We start from the raw sequence: 5,176 nt of genomic DNA on the forward strand, positions 1-5,176 counted from the left end.
TGTGGGCGCTCACTTTAATTGACATTAAAGTGAGCGTTTTTTCTTGCCTTCTTTGTCGTTTCTAGGAGATAATGATTGTCATGTGGCTAAATAGGCCACATGACAATCATTAAAAAAGGATAAAAGAAAGAGGAAACATCATCGGCCCGCCAGCCTCGTTTCCTCTTTCCCATTGGTTACTACCAATATGAGTTTACCTGAAGAAATCTGGACTGTCCAGTCTTATATTGAAGGCTTTATTGATGGTTGCCCAAATCACTTGCGTCCAAGGGTGTGTCCCCACTGCTTTGAGAAAGCGATGCTACATAAACATGGAAGTTTTAAACGAACAGTGTATACGTTATTAGAAGCGTTCATTATATCCATCTACCGGTTTAAATGTATCAAGTGTGGGAGAGCCACATCATTTCTTCCTAACTTTGTGATGGAACACCATCAGGTGGCATGGGAAGTTAAAGAAGAAGTGATCCGCCAACAGTTATCTGGGGTAGCTTTGGTAAAAATTGCGGAAGATCTAGTCACTTCGGCGGGGAGGTTTAGTGAGAAGACTCTTTGGCGCTGGAGCAAAGCGATCCATGATGAACTGAAAGACTCATCCTCCGAACAATGGCGGATTATCATAGAGAAGTTGCCCCATGTGGAAATCCCTGTTGGCCCGTCGAAACCAGCCCGAGAATGGTCCTGGTTGTTTAGGGCTTGGGAGCAAGTAAGATCGACAATACCAGGATTTATGACTATCGGACTTCTTACTTGGCTCTACCAGATTAAACGCTCAAGGGCGGTGACGGTTGGTTAGCTTGATCCCACAAAAGCTGTCCATAGAATGGCGAAACTTTTTCAGTCAGAATAGCGGTAGGGGCAACCCTAGCCTAACTTTATGTTTGAAGGAGTGAGAAACCATGGATTTTGCTACAGATGAACAGATGGCAGCGTTTCGTTACGGATTAATAGCACCGATTGTATCTCGTCAGACTCCGATGATTCCTGGAGGGCTGAAGCGTCAGCTTGCTCAAATTGCCGCGCTCAATTACACCATTCCAGGCAGCCACAAGACTCAGGTTAGTGTACGCACGCTTGAGCGCTTTATGGCAAACTACCGAAAAGAGGGGTGGGATGGGCTTAAACCTAAAAAACGTCCTCAGAAAAACGCCATAGCTTTACCGGCCCCCATCTTACAAAAGGCCATTGAGCTACGCCGTGAACGACCCGAGCGAAGTGTGGAGCAGATTATATACCTATTAGAACATAGCGGTTTAGCCTCGGAGGGAGTGCTTGCCCCAAGTACCTTATCCCGGCACTTGCGCAAGGCAGGTGTCAGCCGCCAGGAACTCTTGCAGGCTGTGGAATCATCGAGAGGGCATCGACGTTTCGAAGTGGAAGATGTTCATCTCATGTGGCAGGCGGATTTTCAACATACCCTTTATTTGCCGGACCCACAGAATCCTAAGAAACGTAAAAAAGCAATGTTATTCGCCATCATTGATGATTTTTCCAGGGCGATTGTCCACGGAGAATTCTACTGGGATGAGAAATTGCCTCGTTTAGAAGATGCCCTCAAAAAAGCGATCTTGCGCCACGGAGTGCCCTCTCAGTTCTACTGCGATAATGGGAGCGTTTTCTCTTCCCACCATTTGGTCCGGATCTGTGCCAAGTTAAACATTAAGCTTTCTCACTCGCGTCCGTACAAACCAATGGGCCGAGGAAAAATTGAGAGGTTCTTCAGATTTATTGATACAAGCTTCAGACCAGAGGCCCATGTACAGATTGGAAACGGTAGTCTTTCGACGTTGAAGCACTTAAATGAGGCCTTTACATCCTGGTTAGAAGGGTACTACCACTTACGTAAGCACGGTAGTACCGGTCAGTCTCCTATGGATAGGGCTGCAGGTATTAAACGGACTATGCGCCGGGTATCGATGATGGAACTGACCGAGATCTTCCTTTGGGAAGAAGCGCGAAAGGTGGATAAGGCCGGTTGTGTCAGCGTCTTTGGTAATCTCTTCGAGGTTCCGTCTCACCTTTCTAGTCAAACCGTCACGCTTCGCTTTGACCCCTACGAGCTAAGCGTAATGCAAGTATGGCATGAAGGAAACCGGCTACCCGATGCCCGACTTCTCGATTTAAATCGCAGTATCCATGAACGGGTCAAATCGAGATCCAAGGTCGAAAAACAGGAGGAAGCTCCAGCGACTGGGTTGAATTTTTTCAAAATGGCGGAGGAAAAACGCCGTAAGACATGGGCCCAAGAAGCCTTAAATTTCGGGCCAAAGCAGGAGGCTACCCATGACTGATCTGCCAAATGCCACCCATCTAATTCCGTTTTCTCGTTCTCCAATGAACGATATGTTCTTTGAGGTCGGTGCCTATGCTGAAGCTTTAGCTCGCTTACAGTTGATGGTTTCCAATTCTGGTTTAGGAGTGCTTACAGGAGAGGTTGGCAGTGGCAAATCGACCCTTGTCCGCCGTCTGGGTCTGACCTTAGACCCTGTTCGTTACCAAGTGATCTATCTCAGCCGTGCGGGGATGAAACCTCGGGATTTTTACTCGGAATTATTACGTGAGCTTGGGGAGGAGCCACTATTCTCTCTATTTAGGGCCAAACGTTTACTTGAACATGTTTTAACCGATCGGTTGATTCAAGGAAAGAAATTCTTAGTCTTGGTGATCGATGAAGCTCAGGATATTAGCCCGTCCATGCTCCTAGAGCTCCGGTTTGCTTTAAATCACCAGATGGATTCTGCGTCCTTGTTTTCCATCATCCTGGTAGGTCAGCCCGAGTTGAGACGAACCTTACGAATGAATAAGTATGAGGCCATTGCCCAGCGCATTCACCTTCAGTACCACCTGAATGGCCTTAACGCCCAAGAAACTGCAGCCTATATTCGACATCAAATGAAACATGCCAATCGTTCCACCCCTGTCTTTTCCGATAGTGCTTTAGCTCTAATCCACTCCGAGACGAAGGGCATACCTCGGCTAATTAACACTCTTTGTACTCATGCCCTCTATGAGGCAGATCGAAACGGGAGCGAGGTTGTGGAGGATGCTCAAATTGGGCGAATTTTAGCGGATGCTGAACGGCAACGTGGTAGTGCTATTTAGATAGTATCCACATTATCCCCAATATACACATGGATTGGCATGTGTATATTGGGGATTTTTCTTATCCACATTGACTGTCATTGCAGAGGAAAGTATTGGCGGTAGAATTCTACTGGTATTGGCGTATTGTCGGCACATTTCTTCTGCCATTGGCAGTGAGATGTACGCCGTCATGTGAGCTGAGAAGCGACACATTGCCAAGCAGCACGCTGTTGAAAAAGGGTTGGATATAAACTTTATCAAAGATGAATATTTCGGCGTAAAAGAGCCACTTTATCGGAAAAAGAGAGCCACCTTCACGGGGAAATAGAGCCATGATCACGGAATAGAAAGCCACCAACCCCTTTGATGACCCTGATGGTTTTATCAGCAATTGTTTTGAACTGACAACTCTTTTCCGATATCACCTCCAGGGACTGTGGATATTGTGGATAACATGCTTTATTGGGAAGATATTGGTATGAGGGCATTTCAGAAGTTCAGTTTGCCAGCTGAGGTCTTGCAGCAGCAACGGCAAGACCTCAGCTAGGGTGGCCTAACTTAATTCCTTAGAAATCCGCATATTTGGTTGGTATTTTAATGCCATGCTCTTTCAGAATACCCATAAGGATTTCGTTTTCTGCTCGCAGTTCGCCCAAACTTTCGAGAACTTGTCTATGATCAGACAATAGCTCTTGAAAAAGATCGTGCAATTCTTCATAACGTTCTTTGTAATTCTTCTTGTTCACTCGTTTGCACCTCCCGGCTTATTGGCGTTTAAGCCGTGGCGCTCACGCATGGATATTTTCCCATTGATGAGTATTTCGTAGGCATTGTGCTTAATTCGGTCAATGATGGCTTCCGATACAGTACCATCCTCTGGAGTTCCAATACGCTCATACCATCCTCTTGGGTCAAATTGGGTACTGAAAATCATGGCACCCTGTCGGGTTCGAGCCTCGATGATTTCAAACAGATCCATAGCCTGATCGGTCGTTAAGGGCTTTAACAGCCACTCGTCCAGAATCAGCAGATCAACCTTTTGGTAGATTTTTATCAGCTTTTTGTAAGTACCCTCACCTCTGGCAACGACAAGGTCGTTGAGCAGTTCAGGAAGCCTTACATAGCGAACTGTCATGAAATTCCTGCAGGCAGCATTGCCAAGGGCACAAGCCAAGAAGGTTTTGCCATTTCCCGAAGGACCTTCAATAATGAGATGATGGCCATCCTGGATGTAGCGGCAGGTTGAGAACTGTAACAGCTGTGGTTTGTTCAGTTTTCTGTCCTCGTGGTACTCAATACTCTCCATGCAGGCATTGGGATACCGAAAACCTGCAGTCCGGATCAGCTTTTGCAGCTTATTGGAGCGTCGCTTTCCCCATTCGTGGTCAATAATCATCCCGAATCGCTCTTCAAAGGTAAGGGATGCATAAGCTTTATCTCCTGTTTGGGAGGTGAAGGCCTCGGCCATTGCACTCAAACGCATACCGTGCAGTTTATCTAGAGTCACCTGATTAATCATTTCGGCCACCTCCAAAATACTCGGCTCCTCGGGTAAAACCGTATTTGCCGCTTGGTTTTGGAGTGTCCGAATCCTTCTCCGGTTTCACCTTGTCCTGTCCGGTTTTCAAGATGGTCTGTATGTTTTTCAAGCTTGGCGAAGGGGTATAGCTAAGAGAACGGGCACAGGCGTCTTCAATCCGCGTTACAGAATAACGATCAGCCAGCTTCATCAACGAGCCACAGGTTTTGTAGCTAAGTTGCTCTACCTTGACGGAGGCCAGGAAGGATTTCATGACCATCAAGGTTGACCTTCCAACCTCTTCTGCCCACTCAAGGAAGGCTTCCTTGTTCCAGGCCAGGTATCTCCGATGATTCTCAGGCATATGTTCAGGCAATATTTCATGATCACCGATCACATATTTTCTGACATGGGAGGCGATGCGATTGTTTTGAAAGAACACTTCAATAGTTTTGCTCGTAGAACGGATATCCACCTCGTGTCCGATGAATTCAAACGGCACCGAATACTTGTTTTTCCCCACCGTTATGAGATAATCAGGTTGTATTTTGGCAGTTGACCAGACAGCCATTT

General features: G+C 46.6%; 6 protein-coding genes. 3 read left to right on the top strand and 3 right to left on the bottom strand.

Annotated features, from left to right (window positions below; genetic code table 11):
• Positions 1-187 precede the first annotated feature (187 nt).
• The 3 genes from ACYQ3Q_RS28115 to ACYQ3Q_RS28125 all read left to right on the top strand — a co-directional run bounded on the left by ACYQ3Q_RS28115 (position 188) and on the right by ACYQ3Q_RS28125 (position 3,102).
• On the top strand, positions 188-796 hold the full coding sequence (locus ACYQ3Q_RS28115) for a DUF6431 domain-containing protein (RefSeq protein ID WP_459928061.1): 609 nt from the start codon (positions 188-190) through the stop codon (positions 794-796).
• Between the two features lie 103 nt (positions 797-899).
• The gene (locus ACYQ3Q_RS28120; RefSeq protein ID WP_459928060.1) at positions 900-2,291 is read left to right on the top strand and encodes a DDE-type integrase/transposase/recombinase; all 1,392 of its coding nucleotides are present in this window, start codon (positions 900-902) and stop codon (positions 2,289-2,291) included.
• Positions 2,284-3,102, top strand: a complete 819-nt coding sequence (locus ACYQ3Q_RS28125) for an ExeA family protein (protein ID WP_459928059.1) — start codon at positions 2,284-2,286, stop codon at positions 3,100-3,102. The genes ACYQ3Q_RS28120 and ACYQ3Q_RS28125 overlap by 8 nt, the downstream gene beginning before the upstream one ends.
• A 548-nt stretch (positions 3,103-3,650) precedes the next feature.
• Here the strand turns inward: ACYQ3Q_RS28125 and ACYQ3Q_RS28130 are convergent.
• The 3 genes from ACYQ3Q_RS28130 to ACYQ3Q_RS28140 form a co-directional block, all read right to left on the bottom strand.
• Positions 3,651-3,830, bottom strand: coding sequence for a hypothetical protein (locus ACYQ3Q_RS28130; RefSeq protein WP_459931705.1), 180 nt, complete (start codon positions 3,828-3,830; stop codon positions 3,651-3,653).
• Entirely contained in the window at positions 3,827-4,603 is a 777-nt protein-coding gene (locus tag ACYQ3Q_RS28135; protein ID WP_459931706.1) for an ATP-binding protein, read from the bottom strand. The genes ACYQ3Q_RS28130 and ACYQ3Q_RS28135 overlap by 4 nt, the downstream gene beginning before the upstream one ends.
• A partial coding sequence (locus ACYQ3Q_RS28140; RefSeq protein ID WP_459931707.1) for a Mu transposase domain-containing protein occupies positions 4,596-5,176 on the bottom strand: 581 nt, incomplete at its 5' end. The genes ACYQ3Q_RS28140 and ACYQ3Q_RS28135, both read right to left, overlap by 8 nt.

This window comes from Desulfosporosinus burensis, assembly GCF_054657535.1.

What these genes read in the sequence shown, in the direction of transcription:
- ACYQ3Q_RS28120 (WP_459928060.1), top strand. Translation starts at nt 900, where the DNA reads ATGGATTTTGCTACAGATGAACAGATGGCAGCGTTTCGTTACGGATTA.
- ACYQ3Q_RS28115 (WP_459928061.1), top strand. Translation starts at nt 188, where the DNA reads ATGAGTTTACCTGAAGAAATCTGGACTGTCCAGTCTTATATTGAAGGC.
- ACYQ3Q_RS28125 (WP_459928059.1), top strand. Translation starts at nt 2,284, where the DNA reads ATGACTGATCTGCCAAATGCCACCCATCTAATTCCGTTTTCTCGTTCT.
- ACYQ3Q_RS28135 (WP_459931706.1), bottom strand. Translation starts at nt 4,603, where the DNA reads ATGATTAATCAGGTGACTCTAGATAAACTGCACGGTATGCGTTTGAGT.